A 24,286-nucleotide genomic window follows, 5' to 3' on the forward strand; every position below is an offset into this window, starting at 1 on the left:
CTGATAGGCAACCAACAAAAAAGCGCTGGTTAACCAGCGCTTTTGCATTTACCAAGGGCATTACATCTTTTTAAAGATGATGGAGGTGTTGATGCCGCCAAAGGCGAAGTTGTTACTCATCAAATATTTCACGTCCAGTTCTCGGCCTTGTCCGGCGATGTAGTCTAAATTGCCACATTGCTCGTCGAGGTTTTCTAGGTTGAGCGTTGGGTTGAACCAACCCGTGTGCATCATTTCTAAACCTAGCCACGCTTCAATTGCGCCACAGGCGCCTAGTGTGTGGCCAAAGTAGCTCTTGAGTGAACTGATTGGCACTTTGCCCAGAGCATTCGCTGTTGCGTTGCTTTCCGCAATATCGCCGCGGTCGGTGGCAGTGCCGTGAGCAGATACATAGTCGATCTTCTCAGCAGGAATACCCGCGTTTTGCAAAGCCATTTCCATACAGATTTGCATGGTTTCCATCTGTGGTTGAGTGACGTGTGCGGCATCACAGTTGCTGGCAAAACCGATGATTTCTGCATATATTTTCGCGCCACGAGCGACGGCGTGTTCGTACTCTTCCAGAACTAGCGTTCCCGCACCTTCGCCAATCACCAAACCATCGCGATCGGAGTCATAAGGTCTTGGTGTGCTTTTCGGGTCTTCATTCTTCAGACTGGTGGCAAAAAGGGTATCGAAGACCGCGGATTCCGTTGGGCACAATTCTTCAGCGCCACCAGCAACCATGACCGTTTGGTAGCCGTGTTTGATCGCTTCGTAGGCATAGCCGATTGCTTGGCTGCCGGAGGTACATGCACTGCTGGTTGGGATCACTCGGCCTTTCAAACCGAAAAATAGACCAACGTTCACTGCCGTCGTATGCGGCATCATTTGCACGTAAGTCGTTGCAGTGATCGCTTTCGTGGTTTTCTCATTCAGCATGACACCAAATGCGCCGATTGCGTCAGTACTGCCTGTTGATGAGCCGTATGCGATACCCGTTTGACCATTGGTGAGTACGTCGTTACCAATCAAACCTGCTTGGTTTAGTGCGTTTTCTGTTGCGACGGTCGCCAATTTGGAAACACGCCCCATGCCGCGTACTTGCTTGCGCTTGTAGTGCTTTGGCAGTTCAAAATCTAAAATGGGTGCCGCGAGCTTGGTGTTCAAACCATCATACTGTTCGTAAGAAGGCATGTATTGCGTCGCGTTCAGGCAGTCACGCAGTTTCGGTTCGACAGACTGCCAATCGTTACCAAACGCAGTCACGCCCGACATTCCGGTTACAACAACTCGACGGCTCATACTAGGCCTCCGTTTACCGAAATGACTTGGCGAGTTACATAGCCTGCGATGTCAGACATAAGGTAACTGACTAAACCAGCGACTTCTTCTGGCTCTCCCATGCGGCGCAAAGGAATTTGCGGCATCGCGTGTTCTTTTACGTGTTCGTCTACCATGCCTGTGTCGATAAGTCCCGGTGCAACGCAGTTAACGGTGATTTTGCGTTTTGCCAGTTCAAGTGCGAGTGATTTTGTTGCACCAATTACGCCCGCTTTTGCTGCGCTGTAGTTGGTTTGACCACGGTTACCCATCAGGCCAGAGACTGATGCAAGGGTAACAATTCGGCCGCCTTTGCGCTTTTGCACCATAGGCATAACACAAGGGTGAAGAACGTTGTAGAAGCTATCTAGGTTGGTATGAATCACACCATCCCATTCTTCTTCGGTCATCGCAGGGAAAGCGGTATCTTTTGTGATGCCAGCATTGTTCACGACGCCATAGTAAGCGCCGTGTTTGGCGATATCGGCTTCTAGCTTCTCACGACAATCTGCACGGTCACTGATGTCGAATTGGATAAGACGACCGCTACCACCATGCTGTTCGATGGTGTTTAGGGTGTCTTGCGCGCCTTGTTGATCGCCCATGTAATGGACAATGACTTGGAAACCATCTTTGGCTAATTGAACGGCAATGGCTTTACCGATGCCTTTGCTGGCACCTGTAACGAGGACTTGTCGGGTCATTGTTGACTCCTGATTTTCATTTCTTGTAATTTTTCTTCTGATGGAACGTAAACGTTCAATTGGCAAGTCGCTACAACAGTTCCTTGTAGCTCAATACGGGCTGAAAAAACCGCCATACCGTTATCTTCCATAACTTTTTCAGCATACACATCGAGCACCTGTCCGCGAGAAAACGCATCGCATTCAGACGTGTATCGACGGCTACCAAGCAAAAAGCCAATCGGTGGCGCTTGTTCTTTCATTAATGCGTGGTAACCAGACCACGCCGCGACAGATTGCGCCATAAACTCAATGCCAACGTAAGCTGGCACAGTTTGAGAGGCTGAGTCGAAGAACGGGTTGTGTTCTACGATATCAACCTGGCAGTGAATCGTATCTTGTTGAACATCCAAAGCACGATCAACCAAGATCATTGGTTTGTCGTGTGGCAAAAGTTGTTCGATGGGAGGAAGTTTAGTCATGAGCGTAACCAAAAATAAGACTAATATTATTGCCACCAAAAGCAAAAGAGTTGCTGAGAATCGCTTTGTTACCCAGTTTGGTTGGCGTCTCAACTAACGATATATGGATATCGTCTGCCTTGGTTTCGCAGTGTTGTATTGGCAAATCAAGGTTGTACTTGAGAATATGCCAAGCGATCGCGGCTTCCGTTGCACTTGCTGCGCCTAATGTGTGTCCGGTAAGTGGCTTTGTCGAGCTTACGGGAACGGAGTCACCAAAGCAGCGATGAATGGCTTTGCTTTCCATCGCATCGTTTAACGGCGTTGCTGTGCCATGCGCGTTGATGTAACCAATGTCTTGCGCTGTAAGTCCTGCATTGGCCAACGCTTTTTTCATCGCTTCTTCTGCGCCTAACCCTTCTGGATGTGGTGCGGAAATATGGTGTGCGTCTGAGCTGTCGCCAGCTCCGAGAAGAGCAACGGGCGCAGGTGTTTTGCTTAGCAACATTAATGCTGCGGCTTCGCCGATATTGATGCCGTTGCGATGTTGATCAAACGGCTTACAAAGGCTATCGGATAGAGCTTCTAAACCGTTAAAGCCGTTTAGTGTGAGGCAACAAATGGTATCCACACCACCCACAATAACCGCATCAACAATGCCAGAGCGAATCATGCGTTGCGCGGTTAAAAAGACACGGCCACTAGAAGAACAGGCGGTTGAAACTGAGTAATGTGGGCCGCTCAAATCAAAGTAGGCGGCAATAAAATCGCTGCAGTTGCCAAGCTCTTGTTTGGTGTAATGGTAGTCGGCAGGAAAATTACCCTTTGCCAGCTTTTCACCAAATGCGATTTCGCCATCTGAAATGCCAGATGTGCTGGTGCCGATCACGACTGCGATACGGTCACGACCATATTTAGCCATGGCGTCACGCACGTCGCCTTCGATTTGCTGCAAAGCCGAAAGTGCGAGGCGGTTGTTTCTCGTATCAAACTGGCTGAGTGCGGGTGGTAATTGCGGTAACGTCTGTGCAATTCGACCGATTACTGTTTGGCGGCCTGAATTTAAAATATCTTGGTCAACCACCATGTTGGATGGCTTCGCTCCCGATAAACACTGGTGGATGAGCGCATCATCTTGTCCCATGGCAGAGTGAAAGCCACAGGCCTGAATATACAAAGGTTGAGAAGAGCGAATAGGCATATTGTTATTCTAAATTGTTCTTAGTTAATCTGATGTTGCAGTGTTTGAATAGAAATTGAAAACTGATGTTTGAGGTGATGAAAATCAATCTTACCCTCTAACTTGTTAGAAGAGCTGTATTGAATCTCAATGATCTTTTCACCGCCGCTATCAAAGATGGCGCGAGAATTATTTTTATCAATAATTCGCCACCTTACCTCATTTAACGATCCTTCCCAAGCGGAACTCGGCCAGAGCGTGATCATCAAGTTAAATAATACCTGTTCTGGCTGCGGTAGCGAACCTTGTAAACCGTTGAGCACTTCGGTTTGAATTTGTTCTCCATCGTAAGACAGTGAGAGTACTCTTGTCCCCCAGGATGAAAAGCCTGCCAACACCACTTCGTTGTTGGTCACTTGCAGTTGTACCGGAAGTTGCTCAGATGTGGTTTTACCATCTATTGCCCAAGAAGCCGTAATTAACTGACTGGCAGACAACTGATAGCCCAAGCTTGCGGGAGTGGGCAAGCTAACTTGGGTGTGCTCGTCAATGTCGACCTGAGGCGTCGATTGGTGAGGGACCAAGCTGCATGCACTTAAAAACAGGCTCAGTGTGATGAACGTCGCGTAGCGAAAAGCATGGTTAAAAATCATGACGTCGTTTCCTCTGTTTTAATCGCAATCGGAGAGAGCAGCCAAGCAACAAAAATACCACTTAACACCGTAATGCCGAAACTGTGAATCGCGTGAGTTTGGCTGAGTGATAGCAACCCAAATGACAGCACAGTGGTTATTGCCGAAAGGGTGATCGCCAATAGTGTGCTCACGCTGCGGGCTTTCTCGGCAAAGAACAGAGTGTAATCGATCCCGATACCAAGAATGAGCACCAAGCCAAGCAAGTTGAATAGGTTTAATGTTGTTCCCATCGCGACTGCCGTTGCCAGACCGCAGGCGCAAGCAATCAATGATGGCAGTAAAACTCGCCAACTGTGTTGCAGACCGTACCGCTTGATTAATACCAGAAAGATCACAGCACTGGCGGCTGCCAATAGTTCCATGATTTTGATTCGGTATTCACCAAATAGGGCGGATATTTCCTCAGCTTTGTTTAGATAAACAACATCAGACTGCGATTTGGCAAATGCCTTAACAACGGCGGAGTCTTGCAATTGGTTTAACACCACTACCGTTGCAGATTTTCCTTTGATCTTACCCAAATGGAGAAAACGCACAGGCGCTGATACTGGGTTTTGCAAGTACTGAGCAACCGTGACAGGGATAAAGTCGGCGTCCATTTTAGGCTTTTTACTTAAGCTCAGTCCGGAAGCTAGTGGGCTGGATTGTGTCGCGTAAAGATCGCGAATCAATTGATAGTCTTGTTGCTGACGCTCCACCGAGCTCAAGTAGCGGCTCAGACTTTGGTAGCTTTCGATGGTGCTGTCCGCTTTCCACGCTTCTAATGTTGGCGTCAAAGACTCCAGCTTTTTCATTAGGTTTTCGTCATCGTCGGCGGTAACGACCAACATTTGCTGCGAAGATTGCATGCCACTAAGCGTCGTAATTAAGGTTTCTTGCTGCTTGAGATCTTTCGGCATCGTTTGCAGCAGACGAATGTCGTCATCGTAGTTCAATTGCAGCAAGAAAAAGCCACTCGCAACCACACATAACATCGGTAATCCGACTTTAATTCGAGGTTGATTCCAAAGCGTTAACCATTTCGCCAACAGTGATTGTCCCGGTAAAGTCGAAATGGTGCGCGATGGGTTATGAGCCAGTATCGGATACCAAGCTACCACTGTGATGTAAGCGGCAATCAGACCAATGGATGAAAACAGCGCAAGCTGCTGCAAACCAGGAAACGGTGCCACTAACATGCCCAAATAGCCGATCAAACTGGTGATTAAGCCAAGTGTGATAGCTATGAAAATATGCTTTAACCCTTGCTCGCTATCCCATTCATTTCCCGCCGCAAGGCGCTCGGTTAGGTAGTGGAATGCGTAGTCGATAGACACGCCGATTAAACTTGCGCCAAACACTAAGCTGAACAGATGGACTTTTCCAAAAATCCACGTCGTAACGGACAACGCAACGAGCAAACCAATGGTGATGGAAAGCAGTGCGAGAGACAGAGGCATCACACTACGAAAGACCAACACGAACAATGCAATGATACCGAGCAGAGAGAACACACCGATGGTGCTGATCTCCGATTTTGCACTTTGCGTACCAAAGTCGGCGTAAAATAGAACGCCAGTATGTGCGACTTCAGCGCCATATTTCTGCGCGACGCTTTGTTCTAGCGCTTGAATATCAGGGACTGCAAGCTGCCCAGTTAGGCTATAAGGCGACTCTTTTAGCTCGGCAGTAATAAGCAAGTATTGAGCACCGTCTTTTTCGACGGACAGATAGCCGTTATCCAATCGGAAAGAGGACGATTGCTGGGTAACTTGGCTTAAATAATCACGGAATAGCAAGAAAGGGTCATTTTGTAACTCTTGCCCGGTCACTCCAGAGAACGGGTTGTACAGCGACTGAATCACATGCTGTACTTGCTGTTCTGGATTTTGGCTTAAACGCTCTCGTTGTTCAGGCGTCAGTAATTGGAAGCGGTGCTTAAAGTAGTAACTCGCCCAAGCTTGCTGTTCTTGAGGTGAGATTTTTCCCACCACATCGCGAAAATGATTACTTTGGCGTAACCCCTTATCAAATTCAGCGGCCGCTGCAAAAAGGGTATTTTTGTCCGGCGCTGTGATCACGAAAATGACTTTGTCGCTCATACTTGCCGAGACCGACTCAAAGGCTTGCTCAGCCACCGGGTTTTGTTGGTTCTTCGGCAACAGTTTTAAAATGTTGGTCTCAATCGGAGATTCTGCACTCCAAACCCATTGTTTGAGTAGCAACGCGCCCGCTAAAACAACGAGATTGAGCCAAACCAGAGCAAAGGTGTGAGTGCCGAGACTGAGTTTAGAAACGGAATTGAGCGTCTTCGGCATCCGTGAGTTCCTGAGGTAGAGAGGTCTGGTTTGTAAACGTGATTTCGGTCTTATCGCCACGCAGCTCTTGCAGGGTTAGGCGATCAATGTGCGTTTTACCGGAAAGAGTGATGGCTTTAAACACCGCATTTAATGGCGACTGTTTGGGCACTAAAACGAGCTGCCACTGATTGTTCTCAACTGAAAAATCGAGTGTGAATTGTTCTTGCAGTGCAGAAGTATCCCCGTGGAACACGGATAAAAACACATGACTAAAGTAGAACGCCATTGGGTTTTCTTGTGCAGAGATCGTTTTCGGTGCTTGGTCGGCAAAAGTCTGACGAAGTTTGTTTTCCGTCAATACCAAATTGACTGCGAAAGGTTCTGTTTGTTGCCACAACAAGCCATGTGTTTTGCTCAGTGTGAACTGACCTTTAGAGGTTAAAGGTTGACTAAACATTTCCAGATGACGCTGCTGCGTAAAATCTCCGCGTACGATTTCATGCTGAGACAACTGCTGTTGAAGCGATGCCAAATCCGTTACATTTGCTGTCGGTGTGGCCAGTGCTGGAACAGAAAATATCAGCAAAAAAGAGAGTAACCACTTTTGCATTAGTCCAGACTCCCATGGTTGTGCCATTGCTCTACTTTATCTAAAAAGATTGCTGGAGAAACAAAGCACATCTCTTGCTTTTCAATGGATACGGCGACTTGCGTTGTATGCGCTTTGCACATACGTTGATTCGTTTCGGCGTCGTAAATCACGTAATCCACACGTAAGCGGTTTTCCCACTCAGTGAGTTGCGCGGTAATACGAATGGTGTGATTAAACGGAATCGCCTTGACGTATTTAACGCGCGTATCGATGATCGGCCACATGTACCCAGAGTCTTGCATATCGCGATAGCTGTATTGGATCTTCTCCATCAGCACACGACGCGCTTCTTCAAAATATCGAAAGAAATTGCCGTGATAAATCACGCCCATCGGGTCAGCATCTTGGAATGAGGTGACCATAGTCACCTCTGCTTCTAATGGGTAGAGAACCTGCTCTTGCATTATACCTCCGCGTAGAGTGGCCAATGACGTTGCTGAATGCGTTCAATGAAATGACGCAAATCTTGTTCCAATGGGCGATCTTCAATCACAAACTCAAACTCGCTCAGCACGGCGTCACGAATTACTCGCAAACCCTGACTCATGTGGTGTTCGTCCAATTCGTTATGACGGCGACGAATCTCAACCGCTTGAACGCTTGCTAGGAGTGAAGCCGCAGCAACTTGCTCTGTTAACTCAAGTACGCGTAGGCAATCACGAGCCGCAATGGTACCCATGCTCACTTTGTCTTGGTTGTGACATTCGGTTGAGCGAGAAAAAACGCTCGCTGGCATGGTGTTTTTCAACGCTTCTGCCGTCCAAGCTGAGATACCAATCTGAACTGCTTTAAAGCCGTGGTTGATCGGTTTACGCTCGCCTTCTGCACCGGTTAAGTTAAACGGCAGGCCGTTATTGAACTTGTAATCCATCAGTTGCGCCATCTGACGATCCAGCAGATCAGCTAAGTTGGCAATGTTCACTTTCAACGTATCCATCGCCATTGCTATATGACCACCGTAGAAGTGACCGCCGTGCAAAACGCGCTCGTTGTCGCCATCGATGATTGGATTGTCGTTGGCACTATTTAGTTCATTCTCAATTAATTGACGTAGCCAAGGCAGTGAGTCTTGCACCATGCCAATCACGTGTGGCGCACAACGCAGCGAATAACGATCTTGCAGTCGGTCGCTATTGCGTGGCGGACGCTCAGCATTGAGATCATCACGCAGCCAAGTTGCAACTTGCTGTTGACCAGGGTGAGGTTTTACCGCAAACAATGCTTCATCAAAGTGGAAGTCATTACCTTGCATACCCACAGAGACCATCGCGGTAATCTTGGTGCAAAGCTGCGCTAGGTATTCTGCGCGTTTGTAGGCAAGACAGGCGAGGGCAGTCATCACGGATGTACCGTTCATTAACGCCAAACCTTCTTTTGGTTTTAGGCGAATTGGCTCAATGTCCAGCTCTGCAAACACTTCTTGTGTTGGTCGCACATCGCCTTTGTAAAGCACTTCACGCTCGCCAATTAAGGTCGCCGCTAGGTAAGACAGAGGCGTTAAATCGCCACTTGCACCCACCGAGCCTTCTTGTGGAATACGCGGCGCAATGTCGTGATTGATAAGCGTAACGATTTGGTTCAACAGATCGTGAGACACGCCAGATACGCCTTGCGACAATGAACATAAACGTGTCGCCAACACCGCGCGAGCTTGCTCATGAGAAAGGATTTGACCTAAGCCACAGCCATGGAAGCGTGTAAGGTGCAACGGAAGTTCATCCACAAGAGCGGGTGGAATCGCCACAGTACATGAATCGCCGTAACCCGTAGTCACGCCGTAAATAACGCCTTCTTCTTTCAGTAATCGTTCCAGAAACGCCACGCCACGATCAATTTTCGCGGTAAATTCTGGCGAGGTGTTCATGTTTGCCTTTGCACCTTGAGCAATGGCAACGACATCTTCGATGGTTAAAGATTGGGCACCAAAAGTGATGTTGTGATTATTGTTGTTTGTCATGTGGCTGATTACTTAAAGTCCAGAAGTTAAAAAAGTTGTACCACTGTAACGGCGCTTGCAGTGTGTGGTGTTCTAATCTGTGTGCGTACTGTTGAACAACGTGTTCTAGTGCCTGCTGACGCTCCTTGCGCGGTAGCGTGATTTGGTCACTAAAGTGTTCAAAGTACACATTAAAATGCGGAGTGTTTGCTTCGTCGTCGCGTAGGCCGAAGAGTAGGTAAACCGGCGCTTTTAATACCGAGGCCAGCATGAATGGGCCTTGCGGGAATGGTGCAGGTTTACCAAGAAAATCTGCCCAAACGACACGATTTTCTTTGCTGGTGGAAGTGCGATCGCCAACGATCACCACCCATTCGCCTTGCTCGATTTTTTGTTGAAGTAGAATCGCGGTGTCTGGTCCCATTGAGCTGACTTGAATCAGATTCAGTTCCGAATTTGGGTTTACCGCCTTCATTACCGCATTAAATTGTTCAGCGTGTTGGGTAAATACCAAGGCATTGATTTTGACATGAGAGTGTCGACGACCAAGCGCGCGGCAGAGTTCGATATTGCCAAGGTGCGAGCCTAAAATGAGCACGCCTTGTTTTTTCTGCGCCATCTCTTCGAAATGATGCTGGCCGTGAATGGTTAGGTTATCGACGTTAAAGTCACCTTGCCATGCTGCCAGTTTGTCGAGCATGGTACGCCCAAAAGAAAGCAGATGATGATAGCTGTCCAACTGTTTTGGCAGTGGGATGTTCTGCTGCGTTGCGTAGTGCTGTAAGTTGTTCAGGTAAATCTCAGACGCTTCACGGGCAGATTTACCCGTGAAGTGGTAGTAGCGCATGACTAGCTTTAAAATCAGGTCGAACGCTTTTCTGCCGAACAAGCGGTATACCGCGAGTAAGGTTTTGATGCCTAAAATTGTGCCTTGTTCTTTTCGTTTAGACCAGTGGGCATTGCTGTCATCTGTGTTACGGCGCTTTCTGGCGAGTAGCGAAGGGATGCGCGGCAACATGCCAAAAAATAGGCGAGTGTGCATCCAGCTTATCTTGACGTTATCCCACAATGCGTCGAAGTGGGAAATGCCACCTTCAGGGTAGATCACGCGAGTTGGAACAAAATCAATATTGACGCCTTCCCAGTACATTCGCACCAGAATTTCGATATCAAAATCCATGCGTTTGCCGATGTTGTCCTTGTTCAACACGGCGACCGTTTTCGCCACTGGGTAGGCGCGAAAACCGCACATGCTGTCTTTGATTGACAGTGACAAGGTTTCTATCCACACCCAAACGTGCGTAGCGTAGCGACCATACAAACGGGATTTAGGTACGCTCTCGTCGTATATCGGTTGGCCCGAAATCAGGTTATCTGGTTTTGTTTCGCTGGCGCTGAGCAATTTCGGCAATGCTTCTAGGTCGTGTTGACCGTCTGCGTCGATTTGAATGGCGTGCGTAAAACCAAGTTTGTGAGCTTGATGTAGGCCAGCCATCACCGCGCCACCTTTACCTTGGTTTTCGCTCAAACTAATCAGTTTTATCAGCCCTTTCTTGCTCAAAGCAGAAAGCGCTTGTTTGGTGTCTTCATTGCTGCCGTCGTCCACGACCAGCACTGGCAAAGCGAAAGAGGATAACGATGCCACCACGTCTGCAATTGTGCTGCCGTGGTTGTAGCAAGGAATTAAAAAGCAGGGACGGTAATCACTCACGTGACTCACCCAGTTTCATTTTTCCTGACGAGTGAGTCACCAAGGTTTCACCGTTTTTCGATGTGTACTTAAAGGTCAATTTCTCACGCTCATTGTCCCAAGAGAGTGAGAGGCAAACGGCTGCGTTTGGCAGAATCGGCTCTTGAAATTTGATGACTTCCATTCCTTTAAATACCTTGGGAGTATTCAAATATTGAACGGCGTAGAACAGCGCCCAATCAATTTGAGTGACGCCGGGTAAAAGAGGGAAGTGATTGAAATGACCTTGGAAATCTAAGATGTCAGCATCCACTCGCAGCGACAGCTCCGCGGTATGGTCACTCACTTCAATATTCTGAATAGTTGGTTTTCTTTTTTCCATGTTACTAGCTTTATTGGAATAGTTTTTCAATTTCAGCAACTTGGCGTTTGCCTTGGCTGTTCAATGGAATTTCGTCGACCACGCGGAATTTTCTCGGGATAGCGATCGGTTCTAGCCAATTGCGCAGTGCCTTGCGAAGCTCAAGCCAAAACTTGCCTTTACCAAGTTCATCAAGCACATCACCGCCTTTATCGTTAAGTACGATGATCGAGACTAACGTGAGGCGACCAGACTCTTCCATTGGGATCACCACGCTTTCTTGAACCCACGGCAGTTGCTCTAAACGTTTTTCCACTTCGACAAGAGAAATACGCTTTTCTTCGACTTTGACGATTCGGTCAGTGCGTCCACGCAATTCAAAAGAAATACTATCATGGAAATAGCATTCATCCGCAGTTTGGTACCAAGTGTTTTCATCAATGTGTGGCGAGCGGAGCTTTAAACAATTTTCATGGTTAAGCTCGGCTTCAACACCAGGGAATAACGTCCAGGGAGTACTGGCTTCGTGCTGCTGACGGTAAGCAATGCCGCCGGTTTCTGTGCTGCCAAAAACTTCAATAGGAAGTGACCCAAACAACAACTGGCTGTGCTGCGCGGCTTGGTTTGGCAAGGGACCACCAGAAGAAAATACGCACCGAATCGCAACCGGATTGTGCTCTTCACTGAGTCGTTTTAGTAACGCAGGGCTGCTTACTAGCGTGGTGTCAGCATCAGCGTGATGGACAATTTGCTCTGGGAACTCAAGGTTGTGTGCTGAAAATGGACGTGCAGAGCACAAAGGCCACAATACGCGGAACAGCAAGCCGTAAATGTGTTGATGAGAGACGGTGCTTTCAACGCGTGTGTTGGCAACCGTGTCGCCCCACAGGTTGTCTAGAATAGCAACTTCGATATCGAGCTGTTTCAGCGTTTTTGCAATGGCTTTTGGTTTGCCGCTTGAACCCGAAGTGAATAGCGTCACTGGTATTTGTGCCAGATTCAATTCACGCCAAACATAAGGTTGGTCAACCTGTTGTTTGTTAGTCAATGTGGTTTCTAACAATGAACTAGCTTCGATTAAAAGCGAACTCACCTGTTCTGGAACCGAGACATCGGCATCGTGCAGCAATAAATCGTAGTGCTCACTGAGCTCTTTGAGTGCTTCTGGTTGGTAATTACCAGGTAATACAATGGATTTTCCTGCATAACAACAAGCGAAAAAGCCAACGGCAAACAGGTAGCTGTTGCCAAAACACAACGCAATGTTTTGCGTTGGTTGGGTTTCTAACTGCTGAGCAAGCGTTGCGACGTGCTGCTGGAAATCACCCCAAGTGATAACTGTGTCGCGATCGTAAGAGACAGGGGATTGCTCAGGCCTCTCTGCGACGAACAAGGTCGCTAGGGAGGTAAAGCTCGAATACGTTGTATTCATACGATTAGTGTTCCTTTCGAACAAATTGACGCACGATCCATTCTCCAGCGAACAAGCCACCAGCAAGTAAGTAGCTGATGAGGCCGTTATAAAGCGTCCATATTTTTACTGGTAGGAAACAGGTATAGAGCGCAACGGCAGCATTGAGCGTAAAAAAAACGCACCAAACCATCGTCACTTTGCGTGTGTAAGCCACGCCACTAGCCGGAAGGTCAGGCTCTTGCAAGCGAGCAAGCCTTTCAATGATTGATTGCGGCTGTTTCAAGCTCAGTCCAAAGACACACAGCATACATACATTGACAACCACAGGGTAAAACTGAAGCCACCCGTGTTGTTTAAACACCATGCCAAGTGTAATTAGAACAATGCCAACAGCGCCCGTAGCGAGCGCCAAGAATTTAAACTCTTTTAGTGGGGTCTTATTTGCGACGAAAACACGCAAAAGTAACGCAGCAATTAACAAGCCCCCGACTAAGTTCAAGCCAAATTTATCTATACCGAAATAGACGGCGAAGGGGTAGGCAAACAGTACAATTGCAGACAGACCAGTCAGCAATTGGCGCATTAACTTTCCTTCAATAACTCAGTGACGGCGTTAACCACATCGTCAACGGTTCTTACAGCACTAAACTCTGCTGGCTTGATTTTTTTGCCAGTGACATTCTGTAGGTGTACGACCAAATCAACGGCGTCAATGCTATCAAGGTCGAGATCTTGGTATAAGTGCGCATCTGACTGAATGTCGGCTGCGTCAATTTCGAACAGCTCAACAAGCGCATCTTTAACTTGTTCAAATACTTGATCTTTATTTACATCAGTCATGAATATACCTACAACTTATTCATTAGTTTGAGAAGAAACGTATTTCGCTAGGTTTGCTACAGAAGCAAAGTGTTCGCGCGTGTTTGAGTCGTCGGCATCAATAACGATGTTGTATTGTTTTTTAATTGCGAGTCCAAGCTCAAGTGCATCGATAGAATCTAAGCCAAGTCCATCACCAAAAAGTGGTGCATCCGTTTCAATATCATCTACGGTTAAATCTTCAAGGTTTAAAGCATCAATAATAAGTTGCTTAATGTCGTTGTGTAACTGTTCCACTGGGACCTGCTTATTAATAAAAGTTTTCTGGAAAAATGTTTTCAGCTAGGTGCTGTTGTAAGCGTCGCGCCGCTATTGTCGGCGACGTAGTTTGCTTTATAAAAGGGTCAATCTCAACTTTATCCTTAACTTCAACCCTGAAAAAAGGCTTTGTTGCCGGTACTTGATACCATTTTTTCTCTTTTGTGAGGAAACTTGGCGTTACCGTAATATGGACAACCCTTAAATCTCGTTCTGTTCTTACCGCAATTTGTGCTGCGCCGCGTTGTAATTTTGGTTCTACACCAGGTGTTGTTCTTGTCCCTTCAGGAAATATAAGCAACACGTTGCCTTTGTTAAATCGTTCATCACAAAGTGCTAATAAATCATCCGGCGCTTCATTGGGAATATATCCGGCTGCTTTTACGATGTGCTTCATAAAAGGATTCGACCATATTGCTGATTTTACTAAACAGTCGCAGCGATTTAATTGTGAAGCAATGAGAACGTAATCGATTAAACTAGGATGGTTGGCAACAATTAAACAATTACGATCTTGTTGAAGAATATCGGCACCAATAATTTCGTAATCGATTGCTCCACTTAACTTCATCAATTTACAAAAGGTGTTGAATGAATATCGAATCGCACCTTGAACTTTATATTCACGTTCGGTTTGATCCGAAACGAAAATACGAATAGTCGGAATAACAATGAAGCTCAGTGCTAAACCACCTAACCCAAATACTGAAAAACAAAAGCCGGTTGCTAGCACACGCCAATACTGATTTAAGCGACTCATTGCTTTTGCCATTCCCAAATTTGTTGCGGAGCGTGAATAGTCCACTGATTTTCATCTGACAAGTAGTGTTGCAAAAACGCTAAGCCTTGTGGCAACGGGTGGTTTGAGCATTTTGCACTGATGCCGCTTTGCACCGTGAAGCTATCTCCATGAGAAAGTATCAAGCCGAGTCCAAACCCTTGGTATTGTTGGTTTTCATACTCTAAATAAGAGTCAGGCATAGGCTCATCAAAGTCAACAAGCAGCACTTTTTTATCAGGGTTGTCGGACAAAAACAGCCATGCTTCTAATATTGCACTTTGGAATGTGTTTTCTGCCGCAGCGATCGAAGTTAGGGGGATGGGCTGTTTGGTTGCAATAGTGGCAAGCCCTGCGGCGGTATTATGCACGGACTGAGAAAAAGCCATCGGAGACGCTTCTTCTCCGTTAATAATATCTTTAACTAACGCAACACTGCGATGCAATTCGCCATGACGACTCGAAAATACGAGGTAATCAACCTGATGTTGATTAAGTAATTCGATTGCCGTTTGCACTGCCAGTTTGCTAAGTGGACTCATTCTTCTGCGCATCATCGCAGGAATATCCGCAACATTGATTTTGCCATCTTCTGGCCATTTTATCTCTGTTGCCCATTGTTTCCATTCATTGGATTCGGATAAACCGAATGAATTCGCAGTCCACGCATCAATATTGAACGAAATGTTGATCTTCGAGTTTGGCATATTGGGTTAAATTGTTTATTTTACAGCTCGATACAAATTGGGTTTTACCCAAAGTCATAATAAAAAAGGAAATTATCATGTCGCGTTTTAAGCTGTATGTCTCGTTATTATTAACTTTGCTTCTTGTCGGTTGTGGACGAGTACAACCTGTAATGAATGTGGAGGATACTCCAGTTGCTTATGATCTTCAAAATAAACAAGTAAAAATGGCCATTGTGCAATCGGCAACCAACCGAGGTTGGACGATTGAAGAAGTAAGCCCAGGCGTTCTTATTGCAAAAATTCACGTTCGTAAACACTTTGCAGAAGTAAAAATTCCATATAACAACAAATATTACTCAATTATTTATCTCAACTCAGTAAATCTAAAAGCCAGTGATGGCAAAATCCATCGCAATTACAATCGTTGGATAAACAACTTGAATGTTGATATTCAACGAGCTATTGCATTGTTAGGCTCTCAGTCTAAACAATAAAAATATTAATTGCAGTTAGGTTTTTCCGTGTTAAATCAAAATAATGACCCTTTTAATGCTTTTGAAGCAAAAACAGAAGCTCAGAAGTTATCTTTTGCACCAATCGTGTTCCAGACCGCCAGAACGCTCCGAGATTTAGGTATTTTAGCCGCGCTAGACAGCGCCGGTTCACAAGGCATGAGTGCCATGGACATTGCCGAGAAAACGGGCGTGTCAGAATATGGTGTCAAAGTATTGTTGGATATGGCGATTAGCGCACATATTGTTTTATGGGAAAGACCTAACTATTCGCTTGCGAACCTTGGTTTTTACCTTCTTCACGATGGTATGACGAACGCAAACATGGATTTTACGGCTGATGTCTGTTACGCCGCGATGATGCATCTGACGGAAGCGATTCAAGAAGGTAAGCCTTCAGGTTTGAAAGAGTTGGGCAATTGGGAGACTATTTATCAAGGTCTGTCGACGCTGCCAGACCAAGCTAAGCAGAGTTGGTTTAAGTTCGATCACTTCTATTCGGATCGCTCGTTTCCATTACTGCTTAAAGAAGTGTTTGCAAGCAAGCCAAAGCACCTCGTGGATATTGGCGGAAATACCGGGAAATGGGCTATTCAGTGTTGTAAGCATGATCCTGATGTTGAAGTTACTATTGTTGATTTGCCGCAGCAATTAGAAGTGGCGATGTCAAATGTCTCAGAAAACCAGTTCGCCGAGCGTGTACGTCCATACCCTGCCAACATGCTTGATAAAGCACAAACATTGCCAGAGCATGCTGACGTATGGTGGATGAGCCAGTTCTTGGATTGCTTTTCACCAATTGAGATCCTAAATATCCTTAAAAAAGTCAAAGCCCAGTTAACGAAGGGAGATACTATTTACGTATTGGAGCTATTTTGGGATGCCCAAAAATACGCGGGTGCTTCCTATAGTCTTAATGCAACCTCTCTCTACTTTACCTGTTTAGCCAACGGCAATAGTCGTTTTTATCGCAGTGATGATTTCTTAGAAATTGTTGAAGCGGCAGGTTTATCTGTCGTCGAAAGAACCGACAACATTGGCCTTGGTCACACCTTATTAAAACTACAAGCAAACTAAATTCAGAATGAAAACAGAGCTCAAGCAAGTTGTCGTCGTAGGAGCGGGCCCATCTGGCTCCACCGTTTCTGCGTTATTAAAATCGCGTGGCATAGATGTCGTTGTCATAGAAAAAGCCACCTTTCCACGTTTCTCTATCGGAGAAAGCCTGCTTCCTGCATGTATGGAAGTTGTCGAGCAAGCCGGAATGACAAATGCGGTAAAGCAGTTTGGCTTCCAATATAAAGATGGCGCTGCATTTCGTCGCAATGGTGTTTACACCCAGTTCGATTTTACGGACAAATATACCCCAGGGCCGGGTACGACGTTTCAGGTGCAACGTGCCAGTTTTGATAAAGTGCTCGCCGACAGTGCCGCAGAGCAGGGCGTCGATATTCGTTATCAACATGAGCTAGTTAGCTTGGCGTTTGAAGGCAAAAAATCTCGCTTAGAAGTTGTTGGGCCGGATAAACAGACCTATCAAATCGAAGCTGATTTTGTTTTGGATGCGAGTGGTTTTGGCCGTGTTTTGCCACGCTTGTTGGATCTTGAAGAGCCTTCTTGTCTTCCTCCAAGAAAAGCGATATTTACTCACATTGAAGATCGTATCTCTCCACAAGAGCCAGAGTACGATCGTAATAAAATTCTGATTTCCGTGCATCCTGAAAATCACGATGTGTGGTACTGGCTAATTCCATTCTCGAATGGTACATGTTCGTTTGGTGTGGTGGGTGAGCCTGAGTTTTTCGAGCAATACCCAGAAGATAAGCTTGCAGCTTTGCAGCAGTTGGCGAATGAAGAACCGGGGTTGGCTTCTTTGTTGCGAAATGCGAATTACCCAAATCCAGCAGGCGAGTTGGGTGGCTATTCAGCAAACGTCAAACGCTTAGCGACTGAAAACTACGCACTGCTTGGTAATGCCGGCGAGTTTCTTGATCCTGTATTTTCATCTGGCGTTACTATTGCTATGAAGTCAGCGGAATTTGCGGCCGATTGCGTAGCTCGTCAATTAAATGGTGAAGTGGTTGACTGGCAAGAAGAGTATTCGGAACGCTTGATGGTGGGGGTAAACACATTCCGCACTTATGTGGAGGGGTGGTACAGCGGCACATTGCAAGATGTGATCTTCTATCAAAACCCGAATCCACGTATTAAGCAGATGATTAGCGCGATTTTGGCTGGATACGCTTGGGATACAAACAACCCTTACGTAAAGCAAAGCGAACAACGTTTGTCGACGCTCGCTGAGCTGGTTCGAGAAGCGGAACTGTAAGAGTATAAATTCTCTTAGCTGAGAATGCGTAAACCTAGGTCTTACCGAGAAATTGGTAAGACCTTTTTTATTCTCGGCAACACCTTTTTATTTGTACTTCGAGCTTACTGGAGACATCTTGACCACTTGTTTCGAGGTGTATCGAATTTGAGAAAATTTATAGTGATTATGATCACATACATACTCATTGTTGCTGATATTTATATTAAACGTGTAGGAAATGGATTACATTTTGGGAGTGTTCCCTAAATCCGGCTTCGTTGTGAAAACGGTTTATAAGCAACTGTATAAATTAGTAAAGTTCCAAAAACTGCACCAAAAAAAAAATAAGTTTCTTGCCAAATCAATTCGCTTGGTGAGTTCGAACCGTCGACTGCGCCAAACACTTCCTTTACTTTCTCGAATTGTCAAAGAACACGACGCGCCAACTGTCTCTTCGGTTGTTGATCCCGAGAACGCGGTGGCGTGGGGAGGCAAAGTTTCTCCAGAGTTCAAACGCAAAGTCATTCGTATTAGTGAAGAGCTGGAGATCAACCCTAATCACCTGATGGCCTGCATGGCATTTGAAACCGCTGAAACCTTCAGTCCAAGCATCAAAAATGGTTCAGGAAGTGGGGCGACAGGGTTAATTCAATTTATGCCCTCTACCGCTGAGTCATTAGGAGTGAGTACGAAAACTCTTGCGAGGATGAGCGCGGTCGAGCAACTTGACTATGTAAAAGCCTATTACTGGCCATATCGCCATAAAATCAATAGTCTGGAAGATGCGTATATGGCTATTCTCTATCCTGCTGCGATTGGCAAACCGTCTTCTTTCGTTTTGTTCAAGCAAGGCTCGATTGCATACCGACAAAATGCGGGTATCGATCGTCACAATACAGGAAAAATCACGCTTAATGATGTTTCCTATAAAGTGAGGAAAAAACTAGAGAAAGGTTTACAGCCCAATTTGATGGGATAGGACCGTGCTTTATTCCACTTCGCTATTGTTAGTTGGTGTATCGGTGTCTTTGGTGACTCTGACTTGCATAATGCGATGTTTTTTAACGAGGAGTATGTCAAATCGCCAACCTTGGTAGTGAATGTGCTCCCCAACATTTGGGACTCGACCATAAAGCCATGTCAAAAGCCCATTTAATGTTTGAAAGCCTTCTCGCTCTTCGCCTTCTATGCTGTTCAGTTCGAGTTTATTCTTGAGCTCATTGAGCGGGATCAACGCGTCCATCAACCAGCTGCCATCTTTTTGTTGCTTGGCCCACACTTGCTGTGGCGCCATGCCCAGTTCTCCAGCAATTGACTTTAACAAGTCGTATAGGGTTACTAGGCCTTGTACATCACCATACTCATCGACAATAAAGACCATTTCCGCACTGGTTTGTTGCATGTAGTTAAGGAGAGGTAACCCTTTCATGGACTCGGGTACAAAACGCGGACGCTTGAGCTGTTTAGCCAGTTTACTGATAGACAATTCGTCATATTCATCGAGCAGGACTTTGGATGAAATGGTGCCAATAATATTGTCCAAACTACCCTTACAGACTGGCCATACGGAGTGTTGGGTTTGGCGAAGGTCAGTAAGGATGACATCAATAGGTTGGTTGGCATCCAGGTAATGGATATCGCACCGTGGTGTCATTAACGATAATGCTAAACGATCGTTAAGGTGGAGTAAGTTGCGAATCATCAATTGCTCTTGTGGCTCAATCGCACCGGACTCAGAGCCTTCGCTAACAATAGCAAAAATATCCTCCTCGGTAACAATCTCACCGTTGCTGTCGTTTTGGCGCAATAATCGGAGAAAAGTATCGGTTGAAAACGTCAATAAGAAGACAAAAGGAGTGGTGAGCTTGGCGAGCCAGTGGATCGGATAAGCTACGATAATAGCGATGGTTTCTGCGTTGTTTTGTGCAAAGCGCTTGGGAACGAGTTCTCCCACCACAATCGCGAAGTAGGTGATCATGAGCACGACGCTCATCGTTGAAAGTACCGTTGCTATCTCTCTTTCTAGCCCTTGGGTTACTAGCCAATTTTCGAATGGTACTGAGAGCGTTGCTTCACCAAAAATACCACTTAGTAGCCCGATCACGGTAATGCCTATTTGGATCGTGGAAAGAAACTGAGTCGGATTGTTTTTAAGTTCGAGCGCTAAAGCGGCAGAGGCGTTGTGTTCTGCAATTAATTTTAGCCTTCCGCTTTTGGCTGCGACTAGAGCGATCTCTGACATCGCGAACGCGCCATTGAGTGCGATTAATCCAACCAGCAGTAATACGTCCATAACGTTTCCCAGTAATGTACACGTTAGCAGCATAACTAGATTCACGCGCAAGAAATGTGATGTTGCGAGTAAATCATGCAGCGCTCTATTATCGGGCTCTACGCGCATGAATCCTTCTGTTACTTCACTGGGATTCTGATACACTACGCGCCCATTTCCTCTGTTGAGACGTTTCTATGCCATTTTCTAAGCTTGGTTTAAGCGCATCGATTACTGATGCAGTAAAAGCGCTAGGTTATGAAAAACCGACCTCTATCCAACAAAAAGCCATTCCAATCGTACTGCGTGGTAGCAACTTAATTGCTGCAGCACAAACGGGGACAGGTAAAACGGCCAGTTTTGTTCTACCAATCTTAGAAAAGCTTAGTCAAGGCGAAACGCAACGTAAAAAACGCGCTCGCGCTATTATTCTTACGCCCACACGCGAACTTGCGCTTCAGGTTCATCAAAGCATTGAAGCTTATGGTAAAAACTTACCGCTGCGCTCAATGGCGATGTTTGGTGGTGTGGATTATGCGCCACAAAAACAAGCTTTGATCGAGGGTGTCGATATTGTGGTAAGTACGCCGGGACGTTTGATTGACCTGTATGGTCAACGCGCTATTCACTTTGATGAAGTGGAAATGCTAGTGCTTGATGAAGCGGACAAAATGTTGGACATGGGATTCATCGATGCGATCGATAAGATCGTTGATTGCATGCCAGAACATGTTCAAAGTCTGCTGTTCTCGGCAACGCTATCTAACCCTGTTCGTGATTTGGCGAAAAACGCGATTATTGATCCTGAAGAGATCACGATTGCAAAACACAGTGCATCTAAGTCGAACATCAAGCAGTGGATCACCACCGTCGATAAGGACATGAAGTCGTCGCTGTTAAGTCACATGCTCAAAGAAAACGACTGGTCACAAGTACTGGTATTTATTGAAACCAAACACGGTGCTGCCAAGCTTGTTAGCCAACTTGAAAAGCGCGGCATTGTGGCTGAAGCGTTTCACAGTGGTCGTAATCAGCGTGTTCGCCAAGAATTAATAGAAAAGTTCAAAGCCGGTGAAATCCAGTACCTAGTCGCAACTGGTGTTGCAGCACGCGGTATTGATATCGATAACTTGCCCGTTGTTATTAACTACGACTTACCGTATCCAGCGGATGAATATGTACACCGTATTGGTCGTACTGGTCGTGCTGGCGCACAAGGTGAAGCGATCTCATTAGTCTCAAAAGATGACTTTAAAAACCTTTGTATGATCGAGAGCCGTTTAGGGCACTTGCTAGAGCGAGTGGAAATTGACGGCTTTGCACCAAGAAAGCCAGTGCCGATTTCTATTTTAAATTACGTACCTAAGAACAAGCGTAAACCGCACGATAAACGCGAATCAAAATAGCCTGTTTACCCCTACGATCCAAAAGCCGCATTGTTGCGGCTTTTTGCGTTTTAGGGAGATTCAATCATGGGTTGACAGTGTTGGCTTTTATGCCGTAATGAGGAAAAAAGTTAATTTATGTCATACGCTTAACACTCAAAGTGAGTCAGCTTTCGTAAAGCTTTTGTCAATTCTCTGTCCTCAGGTTTGCACAAGGTTAGGAATGGGCGCAGACTTTTTTGCTTGCTAGTGAATGCATAAGATGAGGCATAAATGAAAACAGGTGATAAGCAATTCGCCGTTATTGGTCTTGGCCGATTTGGTTTGGCAGTGTGTAAAGAGCTACAAGATTCAGGAGCTCAAGTTTTAGCGGTTGATATCAACGAAGACAGAGTCAAAGAAGCTGCCAGTTTTGTTAGTCAGGCAATTGTGGCTAATTGTACTCACGAAGAGACGGTTGCTGAGCTTAAGCTTGATGATTACGACATGGTGATGATTGCTATCGGAGCGGACGTTAACGCCAGTATTCTCGCCACACTGATCGCCAAAGAAGCGGGAGTGAAGTCAGTATGGGTTAAAGCCAACGATCGATTTCAAGCGCGTGTCCTGCAAAAGATTGGTGCGGACCACATTATCATGCCTGAACGTGACATGGGGATACGTGTCGCGCGTAAAATGCTCGATAAACGGGTTCTTGAGTTCCACCCTTTAGGTAGTGGCTTGGCCATGACGGAGTTTGTGATTGGATCTCGTTGGATGGGTAAGACATTAAGTGACCTAGCACTGTGCAAAGTTGACGGTGTTCAAGTACTCGGGTTTAAACGGGGCCCAGAAATTACCAAGGCGCCAGACCTTAATACCAAGCTGGAAATTGGCGATCTCATTATTGTGGTTGGCCCGCAAGATGCGCTGGCAAATAAATTAAAATCACTATGACGCAGTTTCATCAAAAAGGCGTTTTTTACGCGCCAGATGGTAAACGAGAAAAAGGCAAGGGTAGCGAGCCGCGGATTATATTGCTGAGTTTTCTCGGTGTGTTGCTGCCTTCTGCCGTGCTGTTAACCTTGCCGGTTTTTTCTGTTACCGGCCTTTCGATAACGGACGCTTTGTTTACCGCAACATCTGCCATCAGTGTGACAGGGCTTGGTGTTGTCGATACCGGGCAACACTTTACGTTAGCCGGGAAGATCTTGCTGATGCTTTTAATGCAAATAGGTGGGTTGGGTCAGATGACGTTGTCGGCGGTTTTACTCTATATGTTTGGTGTGCGTTTAAGCTTACGCCAGCAAGCGTTAGCGAAAGAAGCGCTAGGGCAAGATCGACAGGTCAATTTAAACCGACTGGTGAAGCGGATTGTGATTTTTGCGCTTGTCGCAGAATCTATTGGGTTTATTTTCCTTTCCGTTCGTTGGGTTCCTGAAATGGGCTGGCAAACTGGCATGTTTTACGCGTTATTTCATGCGATTTCTGCGTTTAACAACGCAGGGTTTGCTCTGTTTTCAGACAGTATGATGAGCTTTGTGAATGACCCGCTGGTCATCTTTACCCTGGCCGGGTTATTCATTTTTGGTGGGCTTGGTTTTACTGTTGTCGGAGACATCTGGCTGAACTGGCGTAAAGGTTTCCACTTTTTGCATCTTCATACCAAAATCATGCTTATCGCGACACCGATATTGCTCCTCGTTGGAACGGTGATGTTTTGGTTACTCGAGCGGAGTAATCCAAATACAATGGAATCTTTACCTGTGGCGGGTCAATGGTTGGCGGCATTCTTCCAATCCGCTAGTGCTCGAACGGCCGGATTCAACAGTGTCGACTTGGCGCAGTTTACCCAGCCAGCGTTATTGATCATGATTGTTCTGATGTTGATTGGTGCTGGGTCCACCTCAACGGGGGGCGGTATTAAGGTTTCCACATTTGCCGTTGCGTTCATGGCTACGTGGACCTTTTTGCGCCAAAAGAAACATGTGGTTATGTTTAAACGAACCGTAAACTGGCAAACCGTGACTAAGTCACTTGCCATTATCGTTGTGAGCGGCGCCATTCTGACAAGCGCGATGTTTTTATTGATGCTCACAGAGAAGGCAAGCTTTGATAAGGTCATGTTTGAAACCATTTCCGCATTTGCGACGGTAGGACTTACCGCTGGTTTGACGGCAGAGCTTTCTGAACCTGGCAAGTACATTATGATCGTGGTAATGATCATTGGTCGTATCGGGCCACTCACGCTTGCCTACATGTTGGCCCGCCCTGAACCTACCTTAATCAAATACCCAGAAGACGCCGTTCTTACAGGGTAAAGTAGTGTTTATCTGCACCCCACCGACCATAACGAGCACTGATTAATAGCAGTGCTCGTACATTTATAAAATATGTGGGACGTTGCCCAATTTTATCTACAAAGTCGCAGAAGTTTATTTCTTCTTCCTTTTGTTTCGATACTATTCATTCACTCAATTTATACCCTCGGAAGCCACACTTACAAAAGTATTTGGGCATCCGACGCCTTTGTAACGTGATGCTAAATAATATTGTGTTATCTGAGCGAA

At 46.1% G+C, this 24,286-nt stretch carries 25 protein-coding genes; 7 read left to right on the forward strand and 18 right to left on the reverse strand.

All coding sequences use genetic code 11. From position 1 onward, the window contains the following. Nucleotides 1-60: 60 nt before the first annotated feature. From J8Z23_RS04480 to J8Z23_RS04560, 17 genes are read right to left on the reverse strand one after another with little or no spacing between them, the layout of a single operon-like run. Nucleotides 61-1,284, reverse strand: coding sequence for a beta-ketoacyl-ACP synthase (locus J8Z23_RS04480; RefSeq protein ID WP_134648026.1), 1,224 nt, complete (start codon nt 1,282-1,284; stop codon nt 61-63). After that, complete coding sequence (gene fabG / locus J8Z23_RS04485) at nt 1,281-2,006, reverse strand: 3-oxoacyl-ACP reductase FabG (protein WP_395195363.1); 726 nt, start codon at nt 2,004-2,006, stop codon at nt 1,281-1,283. The genes J8Z23_RS04480 and fabG overlap by 4 nt, the downstream gene beginning before the upstream one ends. Continuing rightward, the gene (locus J8Z23_RS04490; RefSeq protein WP_047009504.1) at nt 2,003-2,467 is read right to left on the reverse strand and encodes a hotdog family protein; all 465 of its coding nucleotides are present in this window, start codon (nt 2,465-2,467) and stop codon (nt 2,003-2,005) included. The genes fabG and J8Z23_RS04490 overlap by 4 nt, the downstream gene beginning before the upstream one ends. Next, nucleotides 2,460-3,647, reverse strand: coding sequence for a beta-ketoacyl-[acyl-carrier-protein] synthase family protein (locus J8Z23_RS04495; protein WP_225497036.1), 1,188 nt, complete (start codon nt 3,645-3,647; stop codon nt 2,460-2,462). Before J8Z23_RS04495 ends, J8Z23_RS04490 begins: the two co-directional genes overlap by 8 nt. A gap of 20 nt (nt 3,648-3,667) precedes the next feature. Next, nucleotides 3,668-4,279, reverse strand: a complete 612-nt coding sequence (locus J8Z23_RS04500; protein WP_225497039.1) for a DUF3261 domain-containing protein — start codon at nt 4,277-4,279, stop codon at nt 3,668-3,670. After that, on the reverse strand, nt 4,276-6,618 hold the full coding sequence (locus J8Z23_RS04505) for an MMPL family transporter (RefSeq protein ID WP_262580409.1): 2,343 nt from the start codon (nt 6,616-6,618) through the stop codon (nt 4,276-4,278). The genes J8Z23_RS04500 and J8Z23_RS04505 overlap by 4 nt, the downstream gene beginning before the upstream one ends. After that, a complete protein-coding gene (locus J8Z23_RS04510; protein WP_017819935.1) occupies nt 6,590-7,210 on the reverse strand; it encodes a LolA family protein in 621 nt (206 codons plus the stop codon). The genes J8Z23_RS04505 and J8Z23_RS04510 overlap by 29 nt, the downstream gene beginning before the upstream one ends. Next, nucleotides 7,210-7,656: an acyl-CoA thioesterase gene (locus J8Z23_RS04515; protein WP_042523992.1), complete on the reverse strand. Its 447-nt coding sequence runs from the start codon at nt 7,654-7,656 to the stop codon at nt 7,210-7,212. The genes J8Z23_RS04510 and J8Z23_RS04515 overlap by 1 nt, the downstream gene beginning before the upstream one ends. Beyond that, nucleotides 7,656-9,209, reverse strand: a complete 1,554-nt coding sequence (locus tag J8Z23_RS04520; protein ID WP_434635120.1) for an HAL/PAL/TAL family ammonia-lyase — start codon at nt 9,207-9,209, stop codon at nt 7,656-7,658. Before J8Z23_RS04520 ends, J8Z23_RS04515 begins: the two co-directional genes overlap by 1 nt. Beyond that, nucleotides 9,193-10,899 carry a glycosyltransferase family 2 protein gene (locus J8Z23_RS04525; RefSeq protein ID WP_434635122.1) on the reverse strand — a complete coding sequence of 569 codons (1,707 nt, stop codon included), beginning with the start codon at nt 10,897-10,899 and terminating at the stop codon, nt 9,193-9,195. The genes J8Z23_RS04520 and J8Z23_RS04525 overlap by 17 nt, the downstream gene beginning before the upstream one ends. Continuing rightward, nucleotides 10,892-11,260 (reverse strand): ApeI family dehydratase, encoded by a 369-nt coding sequence (locus tag J8Z23_RS04530; protein ID WP_134648038.1) that lies wholly within the window; start codon nt 11,258-11,260, stop codon nt 10,892-10,894. The genes J8Z23_RS04525 and J8Z23_RS04530 overlap by 8 nt, the downstream gene beginning before the upstream one ends. A 10-nt stretch (nt 11,261-11,270) precedes the next feature. Next, on the reverse strand, nt 11,271-12,671 hold the full coding sequence (locus J8Z23_RS04535) for an AMP-binding protein (RefSeq protein WP_134648040.1): 1,401 nt from the start codon (nt 12,669-12,671) through the stop codon (nt 11,271-11,273). A 4-nt stretch (nt 12,672-12,675) separates the two neighbouring features. Continuing rightward, nucleotides 12,676-13,236 carry a hypothetical protein gene (locus J8Z23_RS04540; RefSeq protein ID WP_228070055.1) on the reverse strand — a complete coding sequence of 187 codons (561 nt, stop codon included), beginning with the start codon at nt 13,234-13,236 and terminating at the stop codon, nt 12,676-12,678. Next, nucleotides 13,236-13,493: an acyl carrier protein gene (locus J8Z23_RS04545; protein WP_005382279.1), complete on the reverse strand. Its 258-nt coding sequence runs from the start codon at nt 13,491-13,493 to the stop codon at nt 13,236-13,238. Before J8Z23_RS04545 ends, J8Z23_RS04540 begins: the two co-directional genes overlap by 1 nt. A gap of 15 nt (nt 13,494-13,508) precedes the next feature. Then, entirely contained in the window at nt 13,509-13,769 is a 261-nt protein-coding gene (locus J8Z23_RS04550; RefSeq protein ID WP_005382278.1) for a phosphopantetheine-binding protein, read from the reverse strand. Between the two features lie 13 nt (nt 13,770-13,782). Further along, a complete protein-coding gene (locus tag J8Z23_RS04555; protein ID WP_006742871.1) occupies nt 13,783-14,550 on the reverse strand; it encodes a lysophospholipid acyltransferase family protein in 768 nt (255 codons plus the stop codon). Next, the gene (locus J8Z23_RS04560) at nt 14,547-15,275 is read right to left on the reverse strand and encodes a beta-ketoacyl synthase chain length factor (RefSeq protein ID WP_048626149.1); all 729 of its coding nucleotides are present in this window, start codon (nt 15,273-15,275) and stop codon (nt 14,547-14,549) included. The genes J8Z23_RS04555 and J8Z23_RS04560 overlap by 4 nt, the downstream gene beginning before the upstream one ends. A 77-nt stretch (nt 15,276-15,352) precedes the next feature. Here J8Z23_RS04560 and J8Z23_RS04565 point away from each other — a divergent pair, with 77 nt between their 5' ends. From J8Z23_RS04565 to J8Z23_RS04580, 4 genes are all read left to right on the forward strand, one after another. Next, entirely contained in the window at nt 15,353-15,751 is a 399-nt protein-coding gene (locus J8Z23_RS04565; protein WP_005390458.1) for a hypothetical protein, read from the forward strand. Between the two features lie 27 nt (nt 15,752-15,778). Next, nucleotides 15,779-16,846 (forward strand): methyltransferase, encoded by a 1,068-nt coding sequence (locus J8Z23_RS04570; protein ID WP_167713405.1) that lies wholly within the window; start codon nt 15,779-15,781, stop codon nt 16,844-16,846. A gap of 7 nt (nt 16,847-16,853) precedes the next feature. Next, nucleotides 16,854-18,098, forward strand: a complete 1,245-nt coding sequence (locus tag J8Z23_RS04575) for an NAD(P)/FAD-dependent oxidoreductase (RefSeq protein WP_046874222.1) — start codon at nt 16,854-16,856, stop codon at nt 18,096-18,098. A gap of 220 nt (nt 18,099-18,318) precedes the next feature. Further along, nucleotides 18,319-19,059 carry a transglycosylase SLT domain-containing protein gene (locus tag J8Z23_RS04580; protein ID WP_134648048.1) on the forward strand — a complete coding sequence of 247 codons (741 nt, stop codon included), beginning with the start codon at nt 18,319-18,321 and terminating at the stop codon, nt 19,057-19,059. A gap of 9 nt (nt 19,060-19,068) precedes the next feature. Here the strand turns inward: J8Z23_RS04580 and J8Z23_RS04585 are convergent, their stop codons facing one another. Further along, nucleotides 19,069-20,373, reverse strand: coding sequence for a hemolysin family protein (locus J8Z23_RS04585; RefSeq protein WP_167713406.1), 1,305 nt, complete (start codon nt 20,371-20,373; stop codon nt 19,069-19,071). A gap of 176 nt (nt 20,374-20,549) precedes the next feature. On the opposite strand from J8Z23_RS04585, the gene J8Z23_RS04590 reads away from it, so the two are divergent. The 3 genes from J8Z23_RS04590 (at nt 20,550) to J8Z23_RS04600 (ending at nt 24,037) form a co-directional block, all read left to right on the forward strand. After that, nucleotides 20,550-21,758: a DEAD/DEAH box helicase gene (locus J8Z23_RS04590; protein WP_046874220.1), complete on the forward strand. Its 1,209-nt coding sequence runs from the start codon at nt 20,550-20,552 to the stop codon at nt 21,756-21,758. 252 nt (nt 21,759-22,010) lie between these two features. Continuing rightward, nucleotides 22,011-22,673 (forward strand): potassium channel family protein, encoded by a 663-nt coding sequence (locus J8Z23_RS04595; RefSeq protein ID WP_006742864.1) that lies wholly within the window; start codon nt 22,011-22,013, stop codon nt 22,671-22,673. Next, on the forward strand, nt 22,670-24,037 hold the full coding sequence (locus J8Z23_RS04600; RefSeq protein ID WP_134648050.1) for a TrkH family potassium uptake protein: 1,368 nt from the start codon (nt 22,670-22,672) through the stop codon (nt 24,035-24,037). The genes J8Z23_RS04595 and J8Z23_RS04600 overlap by 4 nt, the downstream gene beginning before the upstream one ends. The last annotated feature ends 249 nt before the right edge of the window (nt 24,038-24,286 follow it).

The organism is Vibrio sp. SCSIO 43086 (assembly GCF_051132235.1).
Taxonomy (GTDB): Bacteria; Pseudomonadota; Gammaproteobacteria; order Enterobacterales; family Vibrionaceae; genus Vibrio; species Vibrio diabolicus.